General features: G+C 70.1%; 25 protein-coding genes. 13 read left to right on the top strand and 12 right to left on the bottom strand.

Annotated elements, in window-relative coordinates:
- Positions 1-19: 19 nt before the first annotated feature.
- Positions 20-1186 (bottom strand): HpcH/HpaI aldolase/citrate lyase family protein, encoded by a 1167-nt coding sequence (locus tag ABT296_RS22980; RefSeq protein WP_351930212.1) that lies wholly within the window; start codon positions 1184-1186, stop codon positions 20-22.
- 186 nt (positions 1187-1372) lie between these two features.
- On the opposite strand from ABT296_RS22980, the gene ABT296_RS22975 reads away from it, so the two are divergent.
- Entirely contained in the window at positions 1373-2191 is an 819-nt protein-coding gene (locus tag ABT296_RS22975) for a TerD family protein (RefSeq protein WP_351930210.1), read from the top strand.
- 27 nt (positions 2192-2218) lie between these two features.
- Here ABT296_RS22975 and ABT296_RS22970 read toward each other — a convergent pair whose 3' ends face one another.
- From ABT296_RS22970 to ABT296_RS22945, 6 genes are all read right to left on the bottom strand, one after another.
- Positions 2219-2959 (bottom strand): TerD family protein, encoded by a 741-nt coding sequence (locus ABT296_RS22970; RefSeq protein ID WP_351930208.1) that lies wholly within the window; start codon positions 2957-2959, stop codon positions 2219-2221.
- 89 nt (positions 2960-3048) lie between these two features.
- Complete coding sequence (locus ABT296_RS22965) at positions 3049-4191, bottom strand: DUF475 domain-containing protein (RefSeq protein ID WP_351930206.1); 1143 nt, start codon at positions 4189-4191, stop codon at positions 3049-3051.
- A 152-nt stretch (positions 4192-4343) separates the two neighbouring features.
- Positions 4344-4919 carry a TerD family protein gene (locus tag ABT296_RS22960; RefSeq protein WP_351930204.1) on the bottom strand — a complete coding sequence of 192 codons (576 nt, stop codon included), beginning with the start codon at positions 4917-4919 and terminating at the stop codon, positions 4344-4346.
- A gap of 101 nt (positions 4920-5020) precedes the next feature.
- On the bottom strand, positions 5021-5596 hold the full coding sequence (locus ABT296_RS22955) for a calcium homeostasis/redox stress adaptation protein (protein WP_351930202.1): 576 nt from the start codon (positions 5594-5596) through the stop codon (positions 5021-5023).
- A gap of 113 nt (positions 5597-5709) precedes the next feature.
- Positions 5710-6168, bottom strand: coding sequence for a peroxiredoxin (locus ABT296_RS22950; protein ID WP_351930200.1), 459 nt, complete (start codon positions 6166-6168; stop codon positions 5710-5712).
- Positions 6169-6288: 120 nt separating this feature from the next.
- A complete protein-coding gene (locus tag ABT296_RS22945) occupies positions 6289-6729 on the bottom strand; it encodes a DUF3052 domain-containing protein (protein ID WP_351930198.1) in 441 nt (146 codons plus the stop codon).
- Positions 6730-7110: 381 nt separating this feature from the next.
- On the opposite strand from ABT296_RS22945, the gene aceE reads away from it, so the two are divergent.
- Both aceE and ABT296_RS22935 read left to right on the top strand, forming a co-directional pair.
- Positions 7111-9858 (top strand): pyruvate dehydrogenase (acetyl-transferring), homodimeric type, encoded by a 2748-nt coding sequence (aceE, locus tag ABT296_RS22940; RefSeq protein WP_351930196.1) that lies wholly within the window; start codon positions 7111-7113, stop codon positions 9856-9858.
- A gap of 85 nt (positions 9859-9943) precedes the next feature.
- A complete protein-coding gene (locus ABT296_RS22935) occupies positions 9944-10741 on the top strand; it encodes a potassium channel family protein (protein WP_351930195.1) in 798 nt (265 codons plus the stop codon).
- Positions 10742-11123: 382 nt separating this feature from the next.
- Here the strand turns inward: ABT296_RS22935 and ABT296_RS22930 are convergent, their stop codons facing one another.
- Both ABT296_RS22930 and ABT296_RS22925 read right to left on the bottom strand, forming a co-directional pair.
- Complete coding sequence (locus tag ABT296_RS22930) at positions 11124-11429, bottom strand: small hydrophobic protein (protein WP_351930193.1); 306 nt, start codon at positions 11427-11429, stop codon at positions 11124-11126.
- A gap of 251 nt (positions 11430-11680) precedes the next feature.
- A complete protein-coding gene (locus tag ABT296_RS22925; RefSeq protein ID WP_351930191.1) occupies positions 11681-13273 on the bottom strand; it encodes an MFS transporter in 1593 nt (530 codons plus the stop codon).
- A gap of 66 nt (positions 13274-13339) precedes the next feature.
- Here ABT296_RS22925 and ABT296_RS22920 point away from each other — a divergent pair, with 66 nt between their 5' ends.
- Genes ABT296_RS22920 through ABT296_RS22910 form a run of 3 tightly spaced genes read left to right on the top strand, consistent with a single transcriptional unit; the run spans position 13340 to position 16166 of the window.
- Positions 13340-13966: a TetR family transcriptional regulator gene (locus ABT296_RS22920; protein WP_351930189.1), complete on the top strand. Its 627-nt coding sequence runs from the start codon at positions 13340-13342 to the stop codon at positions 13964-13966.
- 54 nt (positions 13967-14020) lie between these two features.
- Entirely contained in the window at positions 14021-15238 is a 1218-nt protein-coding gene (locus ABT296_RS22915) for an alpha/beta hydrolase (protein WP_351930187.1), read from the top strand.
- A gap of 58 nt (positions 15239-15296) precedes the next feature.
- The gene (locus tag ABT296_RS22910; protein WP_351930378.1) at positions 15297-16166 is read left to right on the top strand and encodes a DUF4429 domain-containing protein; all 870 of its coding nucleotides are present in this window, start codon (positions 15297-15299) and stop codon (positions 16164-16166) included.
- 59 nt (positions 16167-16225) lie between these two features.
- On the opposite strand, the gene ABT296_RS22905 is transcribed toward ABT296_RS22910, so the two are convergent.
- A complete protein-coding gene (locus tag ABT296_RS22905; RefSeq protein WP_351930185.1) occupies positions 16226-17242 on the bottom strand; it encodes an aldo/keto reductase in 1017 nt (338 codons plus the stop codon).
- Entirely contained in the window at positions 17239-17703 is a 465-nt protein-coding gene (locus ABT296_RS22900) for a MerR family transcriptional regulator (RefSeq protein WP_351930183.1), read from the bottom strand. The genes ABT296_RS22905 and ABT296_RS22900 overlap by 4 nt, the downstream gene beginning before the upstream one ends.
- 96 nt (positions 17704-17799) lie before the next feature.
- Between ABT296_RS22900 and ABT296_RS22895 the strand changes: the two genes are divergently transcribed.
- Together ABT296_RS22895 and ABT296_RS22890 are read left to right on the top strand one after the other, a co-directional pair.
- Positions 17800-18270: a GNAT family N-acetyltransferase gene (locus ABT296_RS22895; protein ID WP_351930181.1), complete on the top strand. Its 471-nt coding sequence runs from the start codon at positions 17800-17802 to the stop codon at positions 18268-18270.
- A gap of 19 nt (positions 18271-18289) precedes the next feature.
- Positions 18290-19111, top strand: a complete 822-nt coding sequence (locus tag ABT296_RS22890; RefSeq protein WP_351930179.1) for a serine hydrolase domain-containing protein — start codon at positions 18290-18292, stop codon at positions 19109-19111.
- A 40-nt stretch (positions 19112-19151) separates the two neighbouring features.
- On the opposite strand, the gene ABT296_RS22885 is transcribed toward ABT296_RS22890, so the two are convergent.
- On the bottom strand, positions 19152-19805 hold the full coding sequence (locus ABT296_RS22885; protein WP_351930177.1) for a pirin family protein: 654 nt from the start codon (positions 19803-19805) through the stop codon (positions 19152-19154).
- A gap of 59 nt (positions 19806-19864) precedes the next feature.
- Between ABT296_RS22885 and ABT296_RS22880 the strand changes: the two genes are divergently transcribed.
- The 5 genes from ABT296_RS22880 to fabF all read left to right on the top strand — a co-directional run bounded on the left by ABT296_RS22880 (position 19865) and on the right by fabF (position 24781).
- Positions 19865-21070, top strand: coding sequence for a PucR family transcriptional regulator (locus ABT296_RS22880; protein ID WP_351930175.1), 1206 nt, complete (start codon positions 19865-19867; stop codon positions 21068-21070).
- A gap of 89 nt (positions 21071-21159) precedes the next feature.
- Entirely contained in the window at positions 21160-22074 is a 915-nt protein-coding gene (locus ABT296_RS22875; RefSeq protein WP_351930173.1) for an ACP S-malonyltransferase, read from the top strand.
- A 16-nt stretch (positions 22075-22090) separates the two neighbouring features.
- On the top strand, positions 22091-23092 hold the full coding sequence (locus ABT296_RS22870) for a ketoacyl-ACP synthase III (protein WP_351930171.1): 1002 nt from the start codon (positions 22091-22093) through the stop codon (positions 23090-23092).
- Between the two features lie 82 nt (positions 23093-23174).
- Complete coding sequence (locus ABT296_RS22865; protein ID WP_015660680.1) at positions 23175-23423, top strand: acyl carrier protein; 249 nt, start codon at positions 23175-23177, stop codon at positions 23421-23423.
- Positions 23424-23509: 86 nt separating this feature from the next.
- Positions 23510-24781, top strand: a complete 1272-nt coding sequence (fabF, locus tag ABT296_RS22860; RefSeq protein ID WP_351930169.1) for a beta-ketoacyl-ACP synthase II — start codon at positions 23510-23512, stop codon at positions 24779-24781.
- Positions 24782-25097 lie beyond the last annotated feature (316 nt).

The following is a 25097-nucleotide window of genomic DNA, read 5'->3' as shown; positions in this document are numbered from 1 at the left end:
GTCCCTTGGTTGTCAGGTGTCAGCCGGGGATTCCGGCGGCCAGCAGCTCGACGAAGCCGACGTCCTCGTTGGCCACACCGAAGACCTCGGCGCGCAGCAGGGTCCGCTCGGCCCAGGCGCGGTGCGGCTTCACCTCGTTCATCTTGTTCGTGTACGCCGAACGCATGACGCCCCCGCCGCCGCGCTCGGGTCGCAGGATGTCCTGGGCGTCACTGAACTCCTCGTGACTGACCACGGACAGTGCGTGCACGGCGGGTACGTGGGAGGGGTGGATGCAGGTCTTGCCGGTGAGGCCGTTGGCCTGGTCGAGGGCGATCTCGCGGAGCAGGCCGTCCATGGCGTGCTCTATGAGGGCCTCGCGCAGCTCCTCGGCCTGCCCCTCCAGGAAGGGGCTGCGCCGCAGCTGGGGCTTGAACATACGTTCCTGCACGCGGAAGTACTCCCACACCGGTCCGGTGACGGTGAAGCCGGTGCCGTCGGCGCGGCCGAGCATGTTGACCACGTCGGCGATGACGGAGGCGACGATCTGCACGTCGTACGCCGTCATGTCGGGAGCGCGGCGCAGACCGTAGGAGGAGCAGAAGTCGGTCACGCCGAGCCGGAGCGCGAGCACCCTCTCACGGTACTTGTCGACCGCCCGGAAGATCCCCTCCAGCGTCTCCACCCGGGACTCGCGGAAGAGCAGCTCGGGCGATTCCAGCACGGGCATGGCGAACAGCCGCCGCCCGCTCGCCGCCTCGGCGCCGGTCAGCGCCTCCAGGAAGGGGATGCCGCGTTCCTCGGTGAACTTCGGCAGGACGAAGCCGGAGAGCAGCCGGGCCGCGGGGCCGAGCCTGCGGACCAGGTCGGGGATCTGCTCGGGGGCGCGGACCCGGATGAACAGCAGCGGCAGGTCCGCCGGCTCCCGGGCCGCGAGGTCGGTGAACTGCCGGACGAGGTTCTCCTCGCCGGCCGGGACGTCCTCGTCGCCGATGGAGTCCTCCAGGCACAGCACCATCGAGACCACGCCACGGGCGGCCTGTTTGAGGACGTCGTCGGCCAGCCGCGGGCGGGTCGCCGGGCTGTACAGGGTGGCGCCCAGGGCCGCGGAGAGCAGCCGGGCCGGGGAGTCGGCGTCGAAGGCGCACGGCTCCTGGTGGAAGAGGCGCTGCCGCACCTCAGGGGCGATGTGCCCGAAATGACGCATGGAACTCCCCCGTGGTGGCTGAGCGCCGCCTGTGACCAGTTCACAGGTGGCCGGTAATAGTACGTAGATAGCTATGTCGGGGGTTCCGGTGGGGCATGAATTTCTGGTAACGCAGGCACGGACACCCCTTACCGATCATGTACCCCCGCGTTGTCGTGATCAGGACCGAGAGGGCAGGATGACCGCATGACGCACGCGATGCTGAAGGGGTCGAACGTCCCGCTCGAAGCCACGACCGTACGTGCCGTGCTCCGCTGGACGCCCGGGCAGGGGGTCCCGGAGGTCGACGCCTCGGCGCTGCTCCTCGGTCCCGACGGCCGTGTGCGATCCGACGAGGACTTCGTTTTCTACAACCAGCCCCGGCACCCCTCCGGGAAGGTGTGGCGACTCGGCAAGAAAAGGGTCACCGAGGGCCTCACCGACACGATCCAGACAGATCTCGCCGGTGTCGAGCCCGACGTCAGCCAGATTTACCTGGTCGCTTCGGCCGACGGAGCCGCGTTCGACCGCGTACGGTCCCTGCGCATCCTGCTGTACGACGCGTCCGTCGCCGACGGTGAGCCGCTGCTGCACTTCGACATCAAGCCGGAGACGGGCGAGGAGACGGCCCTGATCTGCGGCGAGCTGTACCGGCGGGGCGAGGGCTGGAAGTTCCGGGCGCTCGGGGAGGGCTACTCCAACGGCCTGGAGGGCCTGGCCACGGACTTCGGGATCTCGGTGGACGAGTCGGAGGGCATGGCCGCCCAGGAGCCCCGGCAGGAGCCCGCCGAGGAGCCCCGGTCGCAGCCGCTGCCGCCGGAGCAGCCCACGACGACGGTCCCGCCGCAGCCCGCCTACGGCTATCCGCAGGCGCCGCCGCCCACCACCCAGCAGTCCGGGTACGGCTACCCCCAGACGGCCGCCCGGCCGCCCCAGGGCGGCTACGGCTACCCGCAGCCGGTGGCCCCGGCCCCCGCCGGCGACTTCCGGCTGCCCCCGCAGGGGCCGCAGTTCATCGGGCGGTAGCGCCTCGCGCGGCAGGGCGGGGGCGGGTCAGCGGTCCGCCTTCGCCTTGTAGCCGCGCCCCCACTGCAGTCCCCACCCGTACAGCCGGTCCAGCTCGGCCTGGAAGCCGTAGACGAACTTGACCTCGCGGCGGACGACGATCTCGCCCTTCACGTTCTCGATCATCACCACCGCGCAGGAGCGGGCCTGCGGATGCCGCTCGTCCAGCCCGATCTCGATCCGGGGCCCGTTGCTCGGGTACAGCGTGACGACCGCGTGCGTACGGTCGAACGCCGGTGTCTGGTCGTAGATGTAGACGAAGACCAGCAGCCGCTTGATGTGCTCACGCTGGTCGAGGTTGACGTACATCGTCTCGCCGGACGCCGAGCCGAACCGGTCGTCCCCGCTGAGCTTCACGTACGGCGGCGCGTTGATGTCCCCCAGGAGGCCGCCGAGCGGCTGGACGACGCCCTTGGTGCCGTCGGCCAGCTCGTACAGGCAGCCGAGGTCCAGGTCGACGTTGACCATGCTCTGGCTGTGCCCGACCACCTCCGGAGGCTTCAGCGCCTTGAACGGGTGCCGCAGCAGGCTCTCCCGCTGCGGCCCGCCTATGTCGGAGCTGCGCATGCGCCAGTTCAGATTGACCCGCAGATGGCCGGTGGCCGCGTCCTGCTTGGTGAGCGAGACCTGGCCGTGCCGTTTGGTCAGCTCGATCGCGTTGCTCGCCGCGCTCCCCGAGTCGAACTGCGCGGCACGTCCGCGCCACAGCAGCCCGTCCAACAAGCCCATTCCCGCCCCCACGCGCATGTCGACAGACCGAAGGGGCGGCCGGAAGGCCCGGCCGCCCCGTTCAGAAGCGTTCCTCACTCAAGGGAGTGTCACACCCCGGACGAGACCTCAGTCTTGTCCGAGGCTTCCGCTTTTCCCTCGGCCGCCGCGAGCGCGCGGTTGCGGCGCACCGAGGACCAGAAGGACCAGCCGATCAGGACGACACCGATGAGACCGGTGATGATCTCGCTGATCTGGTACTGGATCGTGATCAGCAGGATCGCGGCCAGGGCGCCGATGGCGTAGTGGGCGCCGTGCTCCAGGTAGACGTAGTCGTCCAGGGTGCCCTGGCGGACCAGGTAGACGGTGAGCGAACGGACGTACATCGCGCCGATGCCCAGACCGATCGCCATCAGCACGATGTCGTTGGTGATGGCGAAGGCGCCGATCACGCCGTCGAAGGAGAAGGACGCGTCCAGGACCTCGAGGTAGAGGAACATGAAGAACGCGGCCTTGCCGGCCAGGACGACCGCCGAGCGGGGCTTGCCCGCGCGCTCCGCCGCTTCCTCCGCCTCGTGCTCGCGCTCCTCCTCTTCCTCCAGCTTGTCCTCGAAGTAGCCCGAGAGACCGCCGACGATCATGTACGTGATCAGACCGGCGACACCGGAGAGCAGAACCGTCTCTGCCTTGTTCGCGCTGCCGTCGTGCAGATGCGCGTGGGTCGCGAAGGTCATGGAGGTGATCAGCAGCACGATCAGCGCGATGCAGACCGAGAGCATGTCGACCTTGCCCAGCTTGGCCAGCGGGCGCTCGATCCAGCCGAGCCACTTGATGTCCCGGTCCTCGAAGATGAAGTCGAGGAAGATCATCAGCAGGAACATACCGCCGAAGGCCGCGATCGACGGGTGGGCGTCGGTGACGAGCTGTTCGTAACGGTCCTTGTCGGTCAACGCGAGGTCGACGGCCTCGATCGGCCCCATCGACGCGCTGACCGCCACGATGACGACGGGGAAGACCAGTCGCATGCCGAAGACGGCGATCAGGATGCCGATGGTGAGGAAGATCTTCTGCCAGAAGGCACTCATCTTCTTCAGGATTCCGGCGTTGACCACCGCGTTGTCGAAGGACAGCGAGATCTCGAGGATCGAGAGGATCGCCACGATGCCGAACGCGGTCCACCCCCCGATGAGGACCGCTGCGACCAAGCCGGCCGCGGTGACCGCGAACGACCAGCCGAAGGTTTTCAGAACCACTGGCTACCCAATCCTGTGTTGGGGGCCCCTCCCACACGGAGTGTGGGGGAGGGTCTCCCCCGCGCCGTACTCGGCTTTACGAACTTTTGAAGCCGAAGTGTAGTCGGCCCCCTACAGCGGCCCACCCGGACCGGGTTTTTGCTCATAACGCGTTATGAGACGTTGACCCCGAAGTCGAGGGCGATGCCCCGCAGACCGGACGCGTACCCCTGCCCGACGGCCCGGAACTTCCATTCGCCCTGGTAGCGGTAGACCTCGCCGAAGATCATCGCGGTCTCGGTGGAGGCGTCCTCGCTGAGGTCGTAGCGGGCGAGTTCCTGCCCGTCGGCCTGGTTGGCCACGCGGATGAACGCGTTGCTGACCTGTCCGAAGGTCTGGCCGCGCTCGTCCGCCATATGGATCGAGACCGGGAAGACGATCTTGTCGCACTGGGCGGGCACCTTGGAGAGGTCGATCACCAGCGACTCGTCGTCGCCGTCCCCCTCACCGGTGAGGTTGTCCCCGGTGTGCTCGACGGAGCCGTCCGGGCTCGTGAGCTGGTTGTAGAAGATGAACCACTCATCCCCCATCACCCGTCCGCCGGTGCACATCAGCGCGCTGGCGTCGAGGTCGAAGGGGGCTCCGGTGGTGGAGCGCGCGTCCCAGCCGAGACCCACCGTCACCTGGGTCAGATTGGGTGCGGCCTTGGAGAGGGAGACATTGCCCCCCTTGGCGAGCGTGACGCCCATGATGCTGGTCCTCCCCGGGTCGTGCCTCTTTGGTTGTTTCCCTGCGCGTCCGGCGCCGCACGCAAACCGTGCGGCGCCGGACGGATCGGATCGGGTCCGAGTCAGACGTTCACGCCGAAGTCCTGCGCGATGCCGCGCAGGCCCGAGGCGTAGCCCTGGCCGATGGCGCGGAACTTCCACTCCGCGCCGTGCCGGTACAGCTCGCCGAAGACCATGGCGGTCTCGGTGGAGGCGTCCTCGCTGAGGTCGTAACGGGCGATCTCCGCCTCGCCGGCCTGGTTGACGACGCGGATGAACGCGTTGCGGACCTGGCCGAAGGACTGCTGGCGGTTCTCGGCGTCGTAGATCGACACCGGGAAGACGATCTTCTCGACCTCGGCCGGGACCCCGGCGAGGTTGACCTTGATCTGCTCGTCGTCGCCCTCGCCCTCACCGGTGATGTTGTCGCCGGTGTGCTCGACGGAGCCGTCGGGGCTCTTGAGGTTGTTGAAGAAGATGAAGTGCGCGTCGCTGGCGACCTTGCCGGAGTTGTTGAGCAGCAGCGCGCTCGCGTCCAGGTCGAAGTCCGTACCGGTCGTGGTGCGGACGTCCCAGCCCAGACCGATGATGACCGCGGTCAGCCCGGGGGCCTCCTTGGTCAGCGAAACGTTGCCGCCCTTGCTGAGGCTGACTCCCACGAGTCCTCCATTGATGTCCATGGGCGGGGAGCCCCGCCATGCGTTTGATACCGGATCAACGTGTCGATCCTAGTGAGGGGTTCCCGTGGCACGCAGGCCCTGGAACCGAAGAATCACAGGGTGTCGAGCGCCTCGACGTACTCGTTCAGGTCGCGGGCGTCCGGCAGGCCGTTGACGACCGTCCAGCGGACGACACCCTCCTTGTCGATGACGAAGGTGCCGCGCACCGCGCAGCCCTTGTCCTCGGCGAAGACGCCGTAGGCGCGGGAGACCTCGCCGTGCGGCCAGAAGTCGCTCAGCAGGGGGTACTCCAGACCCTCCTGCTCGGCGAAGACGCGCAGGGTGGGGACGGAGTCGTTGGAGACCGCGAGCAGCTGGGTGTCGCGGTCCGCGAACCTCGGCAGGTTGTCGCGCAGCTCGCACAGCTCGCCGGTGCACACACCGGTGAAGGCGAACGGGTAGAAGAGCAGCACCACGTTCTTCTCGCCGCGGAAGTCCGAGAGCTTCACGGTGCGGCCGTGGTTGTCCTTGAGCTCGAAGTCGGGGGCCTTTTCGCCGACCTGGATGGCCATACCGGCTGTGTCCCTTCGGTGGGGCTGTTCGGGTGGTCCACGACCACCCTACGCAGTGATCGCGAAGGGGCCACGGACGGGCCGACCGAAGTCAGCCCGTCCGGAGTGTCCGGGGGAGGGTCACTTCTTGGCGGACTTCGCCGCCTTCGGTGTCACCAGACGGCTGCCGCTCCAGTCCTTGCCGACGCTGACGCTCTTGGAAGCGGACAGTCCGGCCGTCGTGGCGGCTTCGGAGATGTCGCTCGGCTCGACGTAGCCGTCGCGGCCGGTCTTCGGCGTCAGCAGCAGGATCGAGCCGCCCTCCTCGATGTACGTGGTGGCGTCCACCAGCACATCGGTCAGGTCGCCGTCGTCGTCGCGGAACCACAGCACCACGGCATCGGCGACGTCGTCGTAGTCCTCGTCCACGAGATCGCTGCCGATGACTTCCTCAATGGCCTCGCGGAGTTCCTGGTCTACGTCCTCGTCGTAGCCGATCTCCTGGACCACCTGCTCGGGCTGGAACCCCAGCCTTACGGCAGGGTTCGTCCGCTCCTCCGCGTGGTCCGCGGTCGCGCTCACGGGTTGCCTCCTGATCATGTCCTCGGGAATGTCTCAGCCACGCGCGTGCGCGAAGCATTGGCCGTAGTCCACACGGGCGGGGCGAATCGCGCAAGTACCCGGCCGTTCAGACCGCCGAAACGGTGACGTTCCGGGCCGTGTCACCGCAACTGCCGTCATGCCACCACGACCCAAGGTGACACACGCCACACCGTTCTGCCCTCTTTGCGCTTTTGGGAACCCTCCCTCGGGACCACGCTTGGATTACCCGGTGGAAGAGATGACGTTTGCCGTCCCGAGGTACACGATGGGGACGGTGCGGGAGAGCAAACCCGGCGACAAGCACAGAAACAAGCCCGAAGCAAGCCAGTCAACCCAGCCCTCCGACAGGTAAGGAACAGCGTGGCTTCCGGATCCGATCGCAACCCGATCATCATTGGCGGCCTTCCGAGTCAGGTTCCTGACTTCGACCCCGAGGAAACCCAGGAGTGGCTCGACTCCCTCGACGCCGCCGTGGACGAGCGCGGCCGGGAGCGGGCCCGCTACCTGATGCTCCGCCTGATCGAGCGGGCCCGCGAGAAGCGCGTCGCCGTGCCCGAGATGCGCAGCACGGACTACGTGAACACGATCGCGACCAGGGCCGAGCCGTTCTTCCCCGGCAACGAGGAGATCGAGCGCAAGGTCCTCAACGCGACCCGCTGGAACGCCGCCGTCATGGTCTCCCGGGCCCAGCGCCCCGGCATCGGCGTCGGCGGCCACATCGCGACCTTCGCCTCCTCCGCCTCCCTGTACGACGTGGGCTTCAACCACTTCTTCCGGGGCAAGGACGAGGGCGACGGCGGTGACCAGGTCTTCTTCCAGGGGCACGCCTCGCCGGGCATCTACGCCCGCGCCTTCCTGCTGGACCGGCTGACCGAGCAGAACCTGGACGCGTTCCGCCAGGAGAAGTCCAAGGCCCCGAACGGGCTGTCCTCGTACCCGCACCCGCGGCTGATGCCGGACTTCTGGGAGTTCCCGACCGTGTCGATGGGCCTCGGCCCGATCGGCGCGATCTACCAGGCGCGGATGAACCGGTACCTGGAGGCGCGCGGCATCGCGGACACCTCCCGGTCGCAGGTGTGGGCGTTCCTCGGCGACGGCGAGATGGACGAACCGGAGTCGCTCGGCCAGCTGTCCATCGCCGCGCGCGAAGGGCTGGACAACCTCACCTTCGTGGTCAACTGCAACCTCCAGCGGCTGGACGGCCCGGTCCGCGGCAACGGCAAGATCATCCAGGAGCTGGAGTCGATCTTCCGGGGCGCCGGCTGGAACGTGATCAAGCTGGTCTGGGACCGCAGCTGGGACCCGCTGCTGGCCCAGGACCGGGACGGTGTGCTGGTCAACCGGATGAACACCACGCCGGACGGGCAGTTCCAGACGTACGCCACCGAGACGGGTGCGTACATCCGTGACCACTTCTTCGGCGACGACCACCGGCTGCGCGCGATGGTCGAGGGGATGACCGACGACCAGATCCTGCACCTGGGCCGCGGTGGCCACGACCACAAGAAGATCTTCGCGGCGTTCTCGGCGGCCAAGGCGCACAAGGGCCAGCCGACGGTGATCCTGGCCAAGACGATCAAGGGCTGGACGCTGGGCCCGAACTTCGAGGGCCGCAACGCCACGCACCAGATGAAGAAGCTGACGGTCGACGACCTCAAGCGCTTCCGCGACCGGCTGCACCTGCCGATCTCCGACAAGGAGCTGGAGTCCGGCGCGCCGCCGTACTACCACCCGGGGCGGGACAGCGAGGAGATCCAGTACATGCACGACCGCCGGCAGGCGCTCGGCGGGTACGTCCCGACGCGTGTCGTGCGGGCGAAGCCGCTGGCCCTGCCGGACGACAAGACGTACGCGACCGTGAAGAAGGGCTCGGGTCAGCAGTCCATCGCGACGACCATGGCCTTTGTGCGCCTGCTGAAGGACCTCATGCGGGACAAGGAGATCGGCAAGCGGTTCGTGCTGATCGCGCCCGACGAGTACCGCACCTTCGGCATGGACTCCTTCTTCCCGAGTGCGAAGATCTACAACCCGCTCGGGCAGCAGTACGAGTCGGTGGACCGTGAGCTGCTGCTGGCGTACAAGGAGGCGCCGAACGGGCAGATGCTGCACGACGGCATCTCGGAGGCCGGCTGCACGGCCTCTCTGATCGCGGCGGGCTCGGCGTACGCCACGCACGGCGAGCCGCTGATCCCGGTCTACGTCTTCTACTCGATGTTCGGATTCCAGCGCACGGGTGACCAGTTCTGGCAGATGGCGGATCAGCTCTCGCGCGGTTTCGTCCTGGGCGCGACCGCCGGGCGTACGACACTGACCGGTGAAGGGCTCCAGCACGCCGACGGCCACTCCCAGCTGCTGGCCTCGACCAACCCGGGCTGTGTGGCCTACGACCCGGCCTTCTCGTACGAGATCGCGCACATCGTGCAGGACGGTCTGCGGCGGATGTACGGCCCGACGGCGGACGGGAAGCCGGGCGAGGACGTCTTCTACTACCTGACCGTCTACAACGAGCCGATCCAGCATCCGGCCGAGCCGGAGAACGTGGACGTCGAGGGCATCCTCAAGGGCGTCCACCGGATCGGCGAGGGCACCGCGGGGTCGATCCCGGCGCAGATCCTCGCCTCCGGGGTCGCGGTGCCGTGGGCGCTGGAGGCGCAGCGCATCCTCGCCGAGGAGTGGAACGTGAAGGCCGACGTCTGGTCGGCGACCTCCTGGAACGAGCTGCGGCGCGAGGCCGTGGACTGCGAGGAGCACAACCTGCTGCACCCCGAGGAGGAGCAGCGGGTGCCGTACGTGACGCGCAAGCTGGGCGGCGCCGAGGGCCCGTTCGTGGCCGTCTCCGACTGGATGCGGTCGGTTCCGGACCAGATCGCGCGGTGGGTGCCCGGGACGTACCAGTCGCTCGGGGCCGACGGGTTCGGCTTCGCCGACACCCGGGGCGCGGCGCGGCGGTACTTCCACATCGACGCGCAGTCGATCGTGCTGGCCGTGCTGACGGAGCTGGCCAAGGAGGGCAAGGTGGACCGCTCGGCCCTGAAGCAGGCCATCGACCGGTACCAGCTGCTGGACGTCTCGGCGGCTGACCCCGGGGCCGCGGGCGGCGACGCGTAGAGCGGGCCTGCGGCACCGCTCGGGTACGGCTGGAGGGCCGGGGGTTCGTCTCCCCCGGCCCTTCGCCGTTTCCTACGATGCGGGCATGAAGGAGACAACCGCGCAGGTCCGCTGGGAGCGGCGCACCCAACGGCCACTGCTGGTGCTGGCGGTGCTGTTCGCCGTGGCCTACGCCGTGCCGATCGTGGACAGCTCGGCGAGCCGGTCCCTGACCCGCGCCTGCGCGGTCGTGGAGTGGACGGTGTGGGCGGCGTTCGCCGTCGACTACCTGGTGCGGCTGGGGCTGGCGGAGCGGCGGTGGGACTTCGCCCGGCGGCACTGGCTCGACCTGTGCGCGGTGGCGCTGCCGCTGATCCAGCCGCTGCGGCTGTTGCGGCTGGTGTCGACGCTGATGCTGGTGGGCCGGCGGGCCCGGATGGCGTCCCAGGTCCGGCTGACCACGTATGTCGTCGGTACGGTGATCGGCCTGCTGATGTTCGGCTCGCTCGCGGTGCTGTCCGTGGAGCGGGACGCGCCGGATGGGAACATCAAGACGCTGGGTGACGCCGTGTGGTGGTCGTTCACCACGATGACGACCGTGGGCTACGGCGATCACGCGCCGACCACCGGGCTGGGGCGGATCCTCGCGGTCGGGCTGATGCTGTCGGGCATCGCCCTGCTGGGTGTGGTCACGGCGAACATCGCCGCCTGGTTCATCGCGCGCTTCGAGCGGGACGACGAGGAGGAGCGGCGGCAGACGGAGGCGATTCGGCTGCTGACGCGGGAGGTGCGGGAGTTGCGGGCGGAGGTGGCGGCGCTGTCGCAGCGGGCGGCTCCGCCGGTGGGCGCGGTGCCTGCGCCTCCGGGGCCGCTTCCCGGGGCGGCCGCCCCGGACCGGGCGTAGACGCCCGGGGCGCCGGGTGGTCCGGCGTGGGGCGGCCGCGGGTCCGCCGTGGCCGATCGCGCAGTTCCCCGCGCCCCCGAGGTGCGTAGTGCAGCCGTCGTCGGTCGACCACCGGCCGATGGGGGTTGATCGCGCAGTTCCCCGCGCCCCTGATGTGCGTGGTGCGGCCGTCGTCGGTCGGCCATCGACCGGTGGGGGATGGTCGCGCAGTTCCCCGCGCCCCTGATGTGCCTGGCGTGGGCCTGGGTCAGTGGCCTTGGCTGGGCGGCAGTGGTTCTTGAATGCGGCCCGGGTGGTCCCACCCAGGGGCGCGGGGAACTGCGCGATCGGTCACGGCGGACCCGCAGTCACCCCACGACCGGATCACACGGCACGCCCGGGGCTAGAACGGGCCGAAGCCCGTGGGCGTCGTGCTGGTGAGCAGGATCAGGGCCAGTAGCGTGTCGATCGCGCCCAGGATCAGGGCTATCACTGCCGGGAGAGGGCGGGATCCGGACCAGGTTCGGTTCATCGCGAGCCAGCCGCAGATCATGGCCGCCGGGCCGAGGACGATGCCCAGCGTGAAGAAGCCGGCGACCGCGCAGATGGTTCCGATGATGCCGAGGGTCGCGCGATCCGGCCCGGACCGTGACCTCATCCGGCCACGTGTGCGGGGGTACCTGCGCGTTCCGTTTCCGAAGCCCGCCATGGGTTTCTCAACTCCCGGGAACCGTCGATTCGTTGGATTCGGTTCCTGGTTCGGGTAACCCCGTACCCAGCGGCTATGCCTACGGGCTGCCGGGCGCGCTGTCCCCCTCCGGCAGCGCGCCGCAGCACCCGTCGCCCCCTCTATGCCGTACGGAGGGCTTGACCCACTGTGACCTGCGGCGCGTGCCGGGGACGAGGAATCTTTAGCTCTGTCACCCTGATGAGCGAAAAGCGGCCTCGTCGGGAACCGGGTCAGATGTGCGCGGCGCCCGCTCCGGCCCCGGCGTTCTCGCCGCGCTTGGTCAGGAACGCGACCGCGACGGCCACCGCCGCCACACCCGCCGCGACCAGCGAGGCCAGGCTCATGCCGGAGATGAAGGTGTCGTGCGCGACCTCGGTGATCTTCGCGGCGACGGCGTCCGGGGTGCCCGGGGCCACCGGTGGCACACCGACCTGAACCGCCTCGGAGGCCTGGGCCTCCTGCGCCGGGGTCAGCGCGGGCAGCCCGGCGTCGGTCCAGTTCCCGGCGAGGTCGCTGTCGACCTTGGAGGCCATCACGGCGCCCAGCACGGCCGTACCGAGGCTGCCGCCGATCTGCATCGCGGCCTGCTGGAGACCGCCGGCGACACCGGACAGCTCCATGGGGGCGTTGCCGACGATGACCTCGGTGGCGCCGACCATGACCGGCGCGAGGCCGAGGCCCAGCAGGGCGAACCAGACGGACATGACGCCGCTGCCGGTGTCCGTCTCCAGCGTGGACATGCCGTACATGGCGATGGCCGTCAGGGCCATGCCGCCGGCCAGCGGCACCCGCGGGCCGAACTTGGTGATCATGGCGCCCGCGAGCGGCGAGCCGACGATCATCATTCCGGTGAGCGGCAGCAGGTGCAGACCCGCGTCGATCGGGCTCATGCCGTGCACGTTCTGGAGGTAGAACGTCACGAAGAACAGGCCGCCCATGAACGCGATGGCCATCAGGACCATCAGCACCACACCGGCCGACAGCGGCACCGAGCGGAACAGCGCGAGCGGGATCAGCGGCTCCTTGACCTTCGTCTCCCAGAAGGCGAAGGCCAGGAACAGCACCACGGACCCGATGATGAAGCTCCAGGTCAGCCCGTCGCCCCAGCCCCACTCCGGCGCCTTGATGAGCGCCCACACCAGGCAGAACATCGCGGCCGAGAGCAGCGCGATGCCGAGCAGGTCGAAGGAGCGCGGGGCGTTCTCGGCACGGTGGTCCAGCAGGATCAGCCCGCCGAGCACGAGGGCGAGGACACCGACCGGCACGTTGATGAAGAACACCGACTGCCAGTTGACGTGCTCGACGAGGACACCGCCGAGGATCGGACCGCCCGCGGTGGAGGCGCCGATGACCATGCCCCAGATGCCGATGGCCATGTTGAGCTTCTCGGCGGGGAAGGTCGCCCGCAGCAGGCCGAGCGCGGCCGGCATCAGCAGGGCGCCGAAGAGGCCCTGGAGCACGCGGAAGGCGACGACGAACGCGATGCTGTCGGACAGACCGATCGCGCCGGAGGCGGCGGCGAAGCCGACGACCCCCACGAGGAAGGTCTGCCGGTGGCCGAAGCGGTCACCGAGCTTGCCCGCGGTGATCAGGGAGACCGCGAGGGCGAGGAAGTACGCGTTGGTGATCCACTGCACCTCGGCGAAGGTGGCGCCGAGGTCGTCGGCGATGGCCGGGTTGGCGATGGCCACGATGGTGCCGTCCAGCGCCACCATCATCACGCCCACGGCGACGGTTATGAGCGTGAACCAGGGATGCCCGCGGAGCCCGGAGGGCGGGACGGCGTCCTGGGGCGCCTTGTCGACGACGGTCTGACTAGTCATGCCGCCGAGGCTAGTGACAGCCTCTGACAATTGACAAACGGATTCACAAGTCGGTAACTGACGGATATGCAAACTCTGCGCGAACGGAAGAAACAGCGCACTCGGGACGCACTGCTGCTGGCGGCACTGCGCCTGTTCACCACCCGGGGGTACGAGGAGACGACGGTCGACGACATCGCCGACGCCGTCGAGGTCTCCCAGCGGACCTTCTTCCGCTACTTCGCCAGCAAGGAGGAGGCCGCCTTCGCCGTCCAGGCGATGACGGAGGCGCACTACGTGGAGGCGGTACGGCTGCGGCCGCCCGGCGAGCCGCCGATGCAGGCGCTGCGCCAGGCCGTGGTCGAGGGCTGGGACGGGCTCAACGACGTCATCGAGTCGGTCGTCCCGGTGGAGCTGTACCTGCGGATGTACCGGGTCGTGGAGTCCACGCCCGTCCTCCTCGCCGCCCACCTGCGGCGTTCGGCGGAGACCGAGGAGCGGATCGCCCGGGTGCTGGCGGAGCGCGAGGGCCTGGACGTGGACGCCGATCCGCGACCGCGGCTGGCGGTGGCGGTGTTCGGCGGGGTGATGCGGGTGACCGAGCGCCAGTGGAGCATGGGAGAGGACTTCAGCCTGGACGGCATCCGTCGGCTGACCATCGCCTACCTGGAGCAGGTGGGCCCCGCTCTCACCGAGAGCTGGCGCGAAACGTGATACCCGTCACTCGGTTAACGGGAGACTCGTTCGTTCTCCTAGTGTGTCCTCCCAGTGACTTCCTTCGACACCTCCCCGCAGCTGAACGTCTGGCGCGCACTGCTCGCGCTGGCCGTGGTGTTCGTCATGCTGGCGACCACCGGCTGGACCGCGCTGCGCAACCAGCGCACCACTCCCCCGCTTCAGCTCTCGCTCTCCGCCTGGGAGCACGGCCGGATAGCCGGGCACCGGCTGCCCGACCCGGAGTCGGCCCCGGCCCGGCTGGCGTCCTTCTTCGCCTCGCTCACCGCTGACCAGAGCTCCGCCCTGGTGCGCCGCTATCCGCTCGCGGTCGGCAACATGAACGGCGCCCCCGTGGGGCTGCGCTACCGGGCCAACCGGGTCGCGCTGCTCCAGGCCCGCAAGGTCGAGCTGAAACGGATGCACGACAAGCGGCTGACGCCCGAGGGGCAGCAGGCGGCCGGCCGTCGGATGCACCGGTACGAGGAGCTGATGAGCCCCGGCCGGAACATCCTGGCGTTCGACCCGGCGGGCTCGGGACGGGTCGCCGAGGTCTTCGGCGACCTCGACCGGGCCGAGCGGGTCTCGGTGGTCGTCCCCGGTGTCGACACCGACCTGCTCACCTTCCAGCGGACCTACCGCAAGTACTCGGCGCCGGTCGGCATGGCCCAGTCGCTGTACGCGGCCGAGCGCGCCGCCGCCCCGGCCACCCCCACCGCCGTGATCGCCTGGGCGGACTACACCGCGCCCGGCGGCCTCGGTCTGGACTCGGCCACCGCGACCCGCGCCGAGAACGGCGCCGTACGGCTGAACGCGCTGGTGCGCGCCCTGCCCGGCGGCGCCCCGGTGTCGCTGTTCTGCCACAGCTACGGCTCGGTGGTCTGCGGTGTCGCCGCGCACACCCTGCCCGGCCGGGTCCAGGACATCGCGGTCGCCGGCAGCCCCGGCATGCGGGTCTCCAAGGCGGCCAACCTGGGCACCTCGGCGCGGGTGTGGGCGATGCGGGACGCCGACGACTGGATCCAGGACGTTCCGTACCTGGAGCTCGGCGGGCTCGGCCACGGCGCCGATCCGATGTCCTCGGCGTTCGGGGCGCGGGTGCTGTCGGCGGCGGACGCCGAGGGGCACAGCGGGTACTTCGAGCCGGGCACGGACAGCGTGCGCAACCTCGCCGGGATCGGGGTTGGCGCGTATGACGCGGTGCACTGCGGGGGCGACGACGAAGGATGCCGGGAGGGTTTGTCCGCCACCACGACGGACGGACGCGCGTAGAGAGCGCAGAAAGTACGGTCTGCGCGAGGAGGCGACGGAGGAGCGCGTGCCGCATACGATGAGCCGCATGGGTGACGTACTGGCCGGATTTCATGCCGCCTGGGAGTTCGAGTCCGACTCCGTGCTCATCCGTTACGAACGGGGGATCCGGACACCGAAGCTGCTCCAGGCGCTCGGCGAGCGGCGGGTACCGCTGGCCGCGCTCTCCGCGGTGACCCTCGATCCCGGCAAGCGCGGGACCGTGGTGCTGCGGGCGCACCCCCGGCCCGGGGCCGATCCTCTGATGGAAGCGGCCGACGGGCAGTTGAAGGAGGGCTGCGACCCCTACCGGCTGGTGCTGCCGGCCGAGCGGGAGACCCTCGCCGAGTACTACGCCGACGAACTGGGCGCGCAGCTCAAGGAGTCCGGCCCCGCGGACCGGTTCCTGGTGGCGGCGCCCGAGGCGCCGCGGGCGTTCAAGGCGTACGACGCCAAGGCGTCCTTCGACGGGCGCACGGTCTCCTTCCGGTGGTTCTGGACGGGGGCGTCCTCGGCGAAGTGGAAGGCGGGGGACCAGTCGTTCGCGATCGGCGACCTGTGCGGCGTCGAGTGGCGCTCCCCCGAGGTCTTCGAGGGGCATCTGCGGTTGCTGCGGCGCGGTGAGAGCGGCCCGGCCCAGGTGGACCAGGATCCGGGGGCCGTGGTGTTCGGCCTCGGCTACGGTCCGGTCCACGAGTCGCTGCCGTTCGCGGCGTCGGTGCTGGCCGCGGTGCGCGCGGCGGGACCGGCCGTCCCGGCGGCGACCACGGTCCCGGCGGTGGCCGCGCCGCGCCGGGACCCGGCGGACATCGCCGAACGCATCCGCCACCTGGGGGAACTGCACCGGGCCGGGCTGGTCACCGATGACGAATTCTCCATGAAGAAGGCGGAGTTGCTCGCGGAGCTGTAGGGGCCGCCGACCGGGTCACTCCCGGTAGCCGTCCGGAGCGCTCCCGTCCGCCGACCGGGTCACTCCCGGCCGGCGGAGGTGAAGGTCATGTCCGCGTACCGGTCCCCCGCGACCTGTTGGGCGATCGGGTCGAGCAACGCCAGTTCGTCGGTGGTCAGTTCGATCCGGGTGGCGGCGGTGTTCTCCTCGACCCGGCCGGGCCTGCGGGTGCCGGGGATCGGTACGACCGGCAGACCGTGGACCGCCGCCCGCTGCTGCACCCAGGCCAGGGCGATCTGCCCCACGGAGGCGCCGTGCGACTCGGCGACCTTGCGGACGGGGGCCAGCAGGGCCGCGTTGGCCGTGGCGTTGTGGCCGGTGAACCGGGGCTGCTGACGGCGGAAGTCGCCGTCGGTGAGGTCGTCCGCCGACCCGAAGGACCCGGCGAGGAAGCCCCGGCCCAGCGGGGAGTACGGCACCAGCGCCACGCCCAGCTCCCGTGCGGCGGGCACCACTTGGGCCTCGATGTCCCGGCTGAACAGCGACCACTCCGACTGGACGGCGGCGATGGGGTGCACGCCGTGCGCGGCCCGCAGTTCGGCGGCCGTGACCTCGCTCAGACCCAGGTGCTTGACCTTGCCCTCGCGGACCAACTCGGCCATGACGGCGACCGTCTCCTCGATCGGCACGTTCACATCCCGGCGGTGCATGTAGTAGAGGTCGATGACCTCCACGTCCAGGCGCTTCAGGCTCGCCTCGACGGCCTGGCGGATGTAGGGCGTGTCGTTGCGGATGACCCGGCGCGTCGGTTCGCCCGGCGGGATCGACAGGGCGAACTTGGTGGCGACGACGACCTCGTCGCGGTGGGCCCGGAAGAACGGCGACAGGAAGGTCTCGTTCTCCCCGGCGCCGTAGGCGTCCGCCGTGTCGTACAGGGTGACGCCCAGTTCGAGCGCGCGCTCCAGGGTGGCCCTGGACTCCTTCGCGTCCGAGGGGCCGTAGGCGAAGCTCATGCCCATACAGCCGAGGCCCTGCACCCCGGTCTCGGGGCCGGTGTCGCCCAGGCGTGCGGTCGCGATCCTGCTGTTCTCGGTCATCGGGGCCTCTCCGACGCCAGGGCGCGCCCGGCGTCGCCGTAGAAAGCGATCTTGCGGTCGAGCACGGCGAGCGTGTCCTGGAGTTCCGCGATCCGGGTCAGCACGTCCCGGCGGGTCTCCTCCAGCAGTTCGTACCGCGCGTCGTAGGTGTGGTCGCCCTCGCGCACCAGTTCGGCGTAGCGCACCATGTCGGCGACCGGCATGCCGGTGAGGCGGAGCTTGCCGACCAGGTCGAGCCAGTCGAGGTCGCGGTTGCTGTAGCGGCGCTGCCCGGTGTGCGAGCGGTCGATGTGCGGCATCAGGCCGATGCGCTCGTACCAGCGCAGGGTGTGCGCGGTCAGACCGGTGAACGCGGCGACCTCGCTGATCGTGTAGCTGTCCTGGCCGTCCGGGCGCCGGTCGGGGCTCGGCGGCCCCGCGCAGGTGTCGGTCCTGGTACCCGTGGTCTCCATCACCGTCATGCGCTCAACGCTATGGCCTTGGAGTGCGCTCCAAGCAAGCGAATGAGGGAGAAAACCACGGGACATGGCGTGATCACCGTGGTTAGCGTGCCGGACATGAGTCCCGTACGCCGTGCCACGACCGAGGACGCCGCCGAAGTGCTGCGCCTGCGCCAGGTGATGATCGATTCGCTGGCGCCCGCGCCGGGTACGACGGACTGGCACGCCGAGTCCCTGCCGGTCCTGCGGGACCGACTCGCCTCTCCGGAGGGGTCGTTCGCGGCGTTCGTGGTCGACCACCCCGAGCAGCCGGGCGAGTTGGCGGCGCTCGCCGCGGGGTCGCTGGAGTACCGGATCGGTCGGGCCGGCAATCCGCACGGGCTGATCGGCTACGTCTTCAGCGTCGCCACCGACCCCGGGGCGCGGCGCCGGGGGTACGCGCGCGCGTGCGTGGAGGAGCTGCTGGGCTGGTTCCGCGAGCGGGGCGCCGGGTACGTCATGCTCACCGCCTCCCCGGACGCCGAGCCGCTCTACGCCTCGCTCGGCTTCACCCGGGACACGGACCCCTCGATGCGGCTGGGCCTGTGAGCCGCTTAGGCTCACCGGCATGTCCTTGCAGAGCCTTTCACTGATCGACAACTGGGACGTGCCCACCGCCGCGGCGGGTGTGGTGCGGGCGGACGGCACGGTCGTGGGCACCCGCGGGCCGGTCGGGCACCGGTTCCCGCTCGCCTCGGTCACCAAGCCGCTCGCCGCGTACGCCGCGCTCGTCGCCTACGAGGAGGGTGCGGTCGAACTCGACGAGCCCGCCGGGCCCGAGGGGTCGACGGTGCGGCATCTGCTCGCGCACACCTCGGGGCTGGCCTTCGACGAGCACCGGGTGCTGGCCTCGCCCGGGGAGCGGCGGCTGTACTCCAACGCCGGGTTCGAGCAGCTCGGGGACCATATCGCCAAGGCGACGGAGATCCCGTTCGGGGAGTATCTGCGGCAGGCGGTGCTGGAGCCGCTGGGCATGACGTCGACGTCGCTGGAGGGGTCGCCGGCCAAGGACGGGGTGTCCACGGTCGGGGATCTGCTGCTGTTCGCGGCGGAGGTGCAGGCTCCTCGGCTGCTCGACGCCCGGACCGTGGCCGCGGCGATGAGTGTGCAGTTTCCGGGGACGAAGGGGGTTCTGCCGGGGTACGGGCATCAGAATCCCAATGACTGGGGGCTGGGGTTCGAGATCCGGGACGGGAAGTCTCCGCACTGGACCGGTGGTTCGTCCTCGCCTCGGACCTTCGGTCACTTCGGTCAGTCCGGGACGTTTGTGTGGGTGGACCCTGACGCCGGGTGCGCGTGCGTGGCCCTGACGGACCGGGCCTTCGGCCCGTGGGCGGCCGAGGCGTGGCCGGTCCTCACGGACGCGCTCCTCGCAGACCTCCGCGCCTGAATCTCCGACCGCCTTTTCCTTCGCCCCCGCCGGGGCGAGGTCAGGTCATTTCCCAGAGGAGGAGTTCTGACGCTGTCGTTGCCACGGCTTCCATGTCCTTGGGGGCCGTGAGGCGGGCCGCGTCACCCGGGGACAGGGTCCGGTCAGCGAGGCGGAGTTCGCCGCGGACCAGGTGGACGTAGACGTACGGCGCGTCGGGGACCGCGGTGCGTTCGCCGGGGGCGAGGCGGCGGACATGGAGCAGCGTGCCCGCCTCGGGGACGGCGTACGGCGTGGAGTCGGCGATACCGCGGACGATCTCGTACCCCGGATCGCCACCCGGGGAGAGCGGGGCCAGCCAGGTCTGGACGAAGACGAGCGGCCCCGCCCCGTCGTTGCGCTCCACGTGCCGGACACCCCCCGCGGAGCTGAGCCGCTGCACGTCGCCGGGCCGGACCAGGGTCTCGTTTCCGCGCGAGTCCCGATGCGTCAGCTCGCCCTCCACCACCCACGTCACGATCTCCGTGTGACTGTGGGGGTGCTCGTCGAACCCGGCACCGGGTGCCAGCCGCTCCTCGTTGCAGGCGATCATCGCGCCGAAGCGGAGGTTGCCGGGGTCGTAGTGGGCGCCGAAGGAGAAGGCGTGCCGGGACTCGATGCCCGCCGCCGGGTCGCCCCCTGGATAGCGCTCGTCGGCGCGCCGTACGTCCGTCACCCGACCACCGTAGACCCCGCCAGCGCATGCTCCCGTCCGGATAAGGCAGTCTTGTCCCCGTGCCCGAACCCGAAGCCACCAAGCCCGAAGCCGCAGCGCACGGCGCCCATGCGCACGCCGCGACGCTGAAGCGGCTGGAGAAGTCGTCCGGCAGTCTCGCCGCCGCGGCCATCACGCGCATGGACGAGACGCTGTCGTGGTACCGGGTCATGCCCCCGGAGAACCGTTCCTGGATCGGTCTCGTCGCGCAGGCCGGCATCGCGGCCTTCACGGAGTGGTTCCGGCATCCCGACGCCCCGCAGGCCATCTCCACCGACGTCTTCGGCACCGCGCCCCGGGAGCTGACCCGGGCGATCACGCTGCGCCAGACCGTGGAGATGGTGCGGACGACGATCGAGGTGATGGAGTCCGCCATCGACGAGGTGGCGGCCCCCGGCGACGAGTCCGTGCTCCGTGAGGCCCTGCTCGTCTACGCCCGTGAGATCGCCTTCGCGACCGCCCAGGTCTACGCCCAGGCCGCCGAGGCACGCGGTGCCTGGGACGCCCGCCTGGAGTCCCTCGTGGTCAACGCCGTGCTCAGCGGCGAGGCCGACGAGGGCGCGGTCTCCCGGGCCGCCGCGCTCGGCTGGAACTCCCCCGAACACGTGTGCGTCGTCCTCGGCACGGCCCCCGACGGGGACTCGGAGCTGACCGTCGAGGCCATCCGGCGCGCCGCCCGGCACGCCAAGCTCCAGGTGCTGACCGGTGTCCTCGGGGACCGGCTCGTCGTCATCGCCGGCGGCAGCGACAACCCCCTCGCCGTCGCCAAGTCGCTGATCGGGCCCTACGCCGCCGGCCCCGTGGTGGCCGGGCCGATCGTGCCGGACCTGCTCGCCGCCACCCGCTCCGCGCAGGCCGCGGCCGCCGGGCTGAAGGCGTGTTCCGCCTGGCAGGACGCACCTCGCCCGGTCCTGGCGGACGACCTGCTTCCGGAACGTGCCATCGCCGGGGATCCCAGCGCCCGCGAGCAGTTGGTGGAGGAGATCTACAGACCACTCGAAGAAGCCGGGTCCGCTCTGCTGGAGACCCTCTCGGTCTACCTGGAGCAGGCGAGCAGCCTGGAGGGCGCCGCCCGGATGCTCTTCGTTCACCCCAACACCGTGCGCTACCGGCTTCGACGTGTGACTGACGTCACCGGCTGGTCGCCTTCCGATGTACGCTCCGCGTTCACGCTGCGGATCGCACTCATCCTGGGACGTCTCGTCGACGGCGATCTTCAGCCCTAGGCTTTTGTCGGGGGCCCACAAAACCCCCTGCTGTTCTTCGTCCCTGTCCCCACGGGCGGCCGTGGCCGTCCCCAAGAGAGAGTGTGAGAGTGCTCGTACTCGTCGCTCCCGGCCAGGGCGCCCAGACGCCCGGCTTCCTGACCCCCTGGCTCGACCTGCCCGGCGCGGCCGACCGCGTCGCCGCCTGGTCCGACGCCGTCGGCCTCGATCTCGTCCACTTCGGCACCAAGGCCGACGCGGACGAGATCCGGGACACGTCGGTGGCCCAGCCGCTGCTGGTCGCCGCCGGAATCCTGTCCGCCGCGGCACTGGGTGACATCACCCCCGGCGCCGTCGCCGGCCACAGCGTCGGTGAGATCACCGCGGCCGCCTTCGCGGGCGTGCTCGACGACACCGCCGCGCTGACCCTCGTACGCACCCGGGGTCTGGCGATGGCCGAGGCCGCCGCGATCACCGAGACCGGGATGTCGGCGCTGCTCGGCGGCGACCCCGACGTCTCCGTCGCGCACCTGGAGAAGCTCGGTCTGACCCCGGCGAACATCAACGGCGCCGGTCAGATCGTGGCCGCGGGCACCATGGAGCAGCTCGCCGCGCTCGCCGAGGACAAGCCCGAGGGCGTGCGCAAGGTCGTTCCGCTGAAGGTCGCCGGCGCCTTCCACACGCACCACATGGCACCCGCCGTGGACGCGCTGGCCGTGGCCGCCAAGGAGCTGTCCGCCGCCGACCCGACGCTCACCTACGTCTCCAACAAGGACGGCCGTACCGTCGCCACCGGCGCCGAGGTGCTGGACCGGCTGGTCGGCCAGGTCGCCAACCCGGTCCGCTGGGACCTGTGCATGGAGACCTTCAAGGAGCTCGGCGTCACGGCGCTGCTGGAGGTGTGCCCGGGCGGCACCCTGACCGGCCTGGCCAAGCGCGCCCTGCCGGGCGTGGCGACGCTCGCCCTGAAGACCCCCGACGACCTCGACGCGGCTCGCGAGCTCATCGCAGAGCACAGTGCCTGAGAAGGAGCCGAGCAGCATGTCGAAGATCAGGCCCAGCAAGGGCGCCCCGTTCGCGCGCATCCTGGGCGTGGGCGGCTACCGCCCCACCCGGGTCGTGCCCAACGAGGTGATCCTCGAGACGATCGACTCGTCCGACGAATGGATCCGCTCGCGCTCCGGCATCGAGACCCGGCACTGGGCGAACGACGAGGAGACCGTCGCCGCCATGTCGCTGGAGGCGTCCGGCAAGGCCATCGCCGACGCCGGGATCACCGCCGAGCAGATCGGCGGCGTGATCGTCTCGACCGTCTCGCACTTCAAGCAGACCCCGGCCGTCGCCACCGAGATCGCCGACAGGCTCGGCACCGCGAAGGCCGCCGCCTTCGACATCTCGGCCGGCTGCGCGGGCTTCGGCTACGGCCTCACCCTGGCCAAGGGCATGATCGTCGAGGGCAGCGCGGAGTACGTCCTCGTCATCGGCGTGGAGCGGCTGAGCGACCTGACCGACCTGGAGGACCGCGCGACGGCCTTCCTGTTCGGCGACGGCGCCGGCGCGGTGGTCGTGGGTCCCGCCGAGGAACCCCACATCGGCCCCACCGTCTGGGGCTCCGAGGGCGACAAGTCCGAGACGATCAAGCAGACCGTGCCGTGGACGGACTACCGCAACGGCGAGGTCGACAAGTTCCCTGCGATCACGCAGGAGGGCCAGGCGGTGTTCCGCTGGGCCGTGTTCGAGATGGCGAAGGTCGCCCAGCAGGCGCTGGACGCGGCCGGAATCAGCCCGGACGACCTGGACGTCTTCATTCCCCACCAGGCCAACGAGCGGATCATCGACTCGATGGTGAAGACGCTGAAACTGCCGGAGCACGTCACGGTCGCCCGTGATGTGCGCACCACCGGCAACACCTCGGCCGCCTCGATCCCGCTCGCTATGGAGCGGCTTCTGGCGACCGGCGAGGCGAAGAGCGGCGACACCGCGCTCGTCATCGGCTTCGGGGCGGGTCTCGTGTACGCCGCCACTGTCGTTACCCTCCCCTAGGCACTCCGTGCCGGATCATCGTGTCGGTCCGTTACGGAATCACCGCCACACCCTCTGATACATCTACGAAGGAGCGCCCGACATGGCCGCCACTCAGGAAGAGATCGTCGCCGGTCTCGCCGACATCGTGAACGAGATCGCCGGCATCCCGGTCGAGGACGTCCAGCTGGACAAGTCCTTCACCGACGACCTGGACGTCGACTCCCTGTCCATGGTCGAGGTCGTCGTCGCCGCCGAAGAGCGCTTCGACGTCAAGATCCCGGACGAGGACGTCAAGAACCTCAAGACGGTCGGCGACGCGACCGACTACATCCTCAAGCACCAGGCCTGAGTCTCCGCTTAGGCCGGATGTGCCCGGCCCCGCCACCCGGCGGTGGCGCCGCTGAATCCTCGTATCCCGTTGGAGAAAGAATTCCCGTGAGCTCGACCAATCGCACCGTGGTCGTCACCGGTATCGGCGCAACCACACCGCTGGGTGGCGACGCGGCCTCTACCTGGGAGGGCCTCGTCGCCGGACGTTCCGGCGTCCGGCCCCTGGAGCAGGAATGGGCCGCCGACCAGGCGGTCAGGATCGCCGCACCGGTCGCCGTGGAGCCGACCGAGGTGATCCCCCGCCCGCAGGCCCGGCGTCTGGACCGCTCGGCGCAGTTCGCGCTGATCGCGGCCAAGGAGGCCTGGGCGGACGCCGGTTTCACCGACAAGGCGGGCGATGACGCGAACGTCGACCCCGACCGGCTCGGTGCGGTCATCGCCTCCGGCATCGGTGGCGTCACGACCCTGCTCGACCAGTACGACGTGCTGAAGGAGAAGGGCGTACGCCGCGTCTCCCCGCACACCGTGCCGATGCTGATGCCGAACAGCCCCTCCGCGAACGTGGGTCTGGCCGTGGGCGCCCGTGCGGGCGTGCACACGCCGGTCTCCGCGTGCGCCTCGGGCGCCGAGGCCATCGGCTACGCCATCGAGATGATCCGTTCCGGCCGTGCCGACGTGGTCGTCGCCGGCGGCACCGAGGCGGCGATCCACCCGCTGCCCATCGCCGCGTTCGGCAACATGATGGCGATGTCCAAGAACAACGAGGACCCCCAGGGTGCCTCGCGCCCCTACGACGTCGCCCGGGACGGTTTCGTCCTCGGCGAGGGTGCCGGTGTCGTCGTCCTGGAGTCCGCCGAGCACGCCGCCGCGCGCGGTGCCCGGGTGTACGCCGAGGCGGTCGGCCAGGGCATCTCCGCGGACGGCCACGACATCGTGCAGCCGGAGCCGGAGGGGCGCGGCATCAGCCACGCCCTGCAGAACCTGCTGGAGCGGACGGATCTGGATCCGGCGGAGATCGTGCACGTCAACGCGCACGCCACGTCCACGCCTGCCGGTGACATCGCGGAGCTGAAGGCTCTGCGGAAGGTGTTCGGTGACGACGCCGATCACATGGCGGTGTCCGCGACGAAGTCGATGACGGGGCATCTGCTGGGGGGTGCCGGTGGGGTCGAGACGGTTGCGACCGTGCTCGCGCTGTACCACCGGGTGGCTCCGCCGACCATCAATGTGGAGAACCTCGATCCCGAGGCCGAGGCGCATGCGGACGTTGTTCGCGGGGAGGCTCGGAAGCTGCCTGTCGAGGGGCGGATCGCCGCGCTGAACGACTCGTTCGGGTTTGGTGGGCACAACGTGGTTCTGGCGTTCCGTACGGTCTGATTTCTTGCCGTGCGGCGATGGCCCGGGTCCCCTTCGGGGGTCCGGGCCATCGTCGTTCCGTGTGGGGGTTGTGGGTCGGGTGCGGGTCGCGTTGTGGCTGGTCGCGCCCGCGCGGCGGGAGCCGCACATCGATACGGCCCCGCGGCCCTGGGGAGTTGCAGCTCGCGGCGTTTTCAGTGACCGGTCGCGCCCGCGCGGCGGGAGCCGCACATCGATACAGCCCCGCGGCCCTGGGGAGTTGCAGCTCGCGGCGTTTTCAGTGACCGGTCGCGCCCGCGCGGCGGGAGCCGCACATCGATACAGCCCCGCGGCCCTG

The sequence above is a fragment of the Streptomyces sp. NPDC000983 genome (assembly GCF_040299205.1).
In the GTDB taxonomy this organism is placed as follows: domain Bacteria; phylum Actinomycetota; class Actinomycetes; order Streptomycetales; family Streptomycetaceae; genus Streptomyces.
Note: the sequence above shows the minus strand (reverse complement) of the source record. Positions and strands in the feature narration are given on the sequence as shown.